Below are 1954 nucleotides of genomic sequence, written 5' to 3'. Positions count from 1 at the left end.
GATTTCATCAGCAGTCATCTGCGACTTCTTCTCTTCGGTAAGGTCTGTCATATAGTCGCTGCGCTCTTTTTCGCTAATATCCTCAGTCTTTATCTTGCTAACGATGGTGTTATACATCGTAATAAAACTAGCTATCGCCTTAATTGCAGGCTCTGTATCAACGGTTACATGTATTGCCGTAGTGCCTATTGATGAAAGGGATATCTCCATACCATCCACTACGTCGTCTATTTCATTTGTATCACGATGGTAGCGCTGCCCATTGATTTCTATTATGGATTGTGTCCCCGCCGTTCCCATATATGTAGGCTCAACAGGGTTAGACAAGAAACCCATTATCCTTAGAATTGTAGAGGTGTCATTTTCGTTGCCGAATTTTATACGGTCAACACCACTAGTGGACGTGATAACGAACTTATCCCTTACGCTGTCATAAGATATGTTCACATTTGCACCAGACTTATTTATCTTGCCCATTAACCCGTCTATGGTATCAAGCGAATCAAAGTAGATTGGAACATCGTTTATGGTAAACACTCCCGTTTGTATAGCGGCAGATAGCGTAAAACCTGCTTCAACAACTTTATATGATGTGATTAGCGTGCCAGAATCTGCACCTAACACCTTAGACGCCCCCTGTACCACCGTAAGCCCAAACACCTCAAAAAACCTGCTGGTATCGCTCGCAACACCAGTATCTATTGTAGATGAGCCATTATTTTTATTCTTCATAGAGAATGAGTTTGTGCCACTGTCGTATGTCATTACAACACCAGCATTAGAGCCGTTTACAATACCCATTAACCCGTTTGCCGTCAATTGTGAATATTGCGATAGGTCTATGCGAACGCCATTTATGGTCACAATCCCCTGTATGGCAGCGGTAGTAGTGGCATCTAGTATATTAGACAGATTGGCTGCGCTTGTGAAGTTTGCGCCGCTACTTGTCATAGGCATACTCAGTGTACTCACGTCAACACCTATTACTTGGGTAGGACGTGCCTGCCTCGCAATCATACTAGCATCATAATGGATGTTATAGGTGCCAGTGCTGATGCCCGCAGTTGAAAAGCTCATATTCGTGCCATATATGACGCCTGAATATATGCTTTCCATCTTCTCCTGCAATAGCGCGCCGGTATTGGCACTAGTTGGCTCATTAGGAGCCATCTGATATTTCATAATCTCGGTGGTGTGCGTAATAGTTGGCTGTGCACTAGTAAAGCCGAGTGCAGCAGCAATACTACCCTCATAATTCGCAACAGAAGACACGCCAACTATACTTACATCCCTATCCGACACATTATAAATAGCCGTTTGCCAACGTGTCGCATACGATGCAGGACTACCACCAGTCGCAACCGTCATAAGGTCTGCCCTGAAAGCAAGGTATTCTACGGTGGATGTACCCAACTGTCTGTTTAGCTCACCGTTGACTAGCTCCTCCAGTATAGACATAAAATGGTTGACGTCCACAATATAAGGCATACCTGAACCGTCTACAGGAAACAAGTTGTTGCTATACATTAGCCCTAGATACGTATTTAAGTCTAAGTTGATATTATAGCCAGTAGCACCATCCACGCTGATATTGAATGAGATATTTTGCCCCGCAATCCAGTCTATGGCAGTCAACATATAGGTAGTATCCTGCTCTGCGGGTCTAACTAGTGTAGTGCCAGCCTCAAGAGTGGAGCCAGCTGGGATAGTGAGCGTTGTTCCTAATGTTGTTCCATTGGCAAGCGTAGAACCTGCGGTTATGATAACATCGTTCGCAAGCAAGCCCGCTGGAGTTACATTTAGAGACGCACCCGAAAGGCTGGCAACTGGCGTTGAATATGCAGGAAAACTGCCAGCAGACCTATTGATAGTAACACTTGTTGCAAGTGCCCCTGCTGGCAAATTCAAATCAGTAGAAACCGTCACTGAAGCCCCTAATATAACACCCGCTGGC

General features: G+C 44.8%; 1 protein-coding gene. It reads right to left on the bottom strand.

What is annotated here, in order from left to right; genetic code table 11:
• Positions 1-1954: flagellar filament capping protein FliD (gene fliD / locus AC1MDJ_RS07620; RefSeq protein ID WP_479690324.1), on the bottom strand; the 1954-nt coding region annotated here is incomplete at both ends.

The organism is Candidatus Termitispirillum reticulitermitis (genome assembly GCF_054655775.1).
This window is presented reverse-complemented; position numbering and strand designations above follow the sequence as displayed.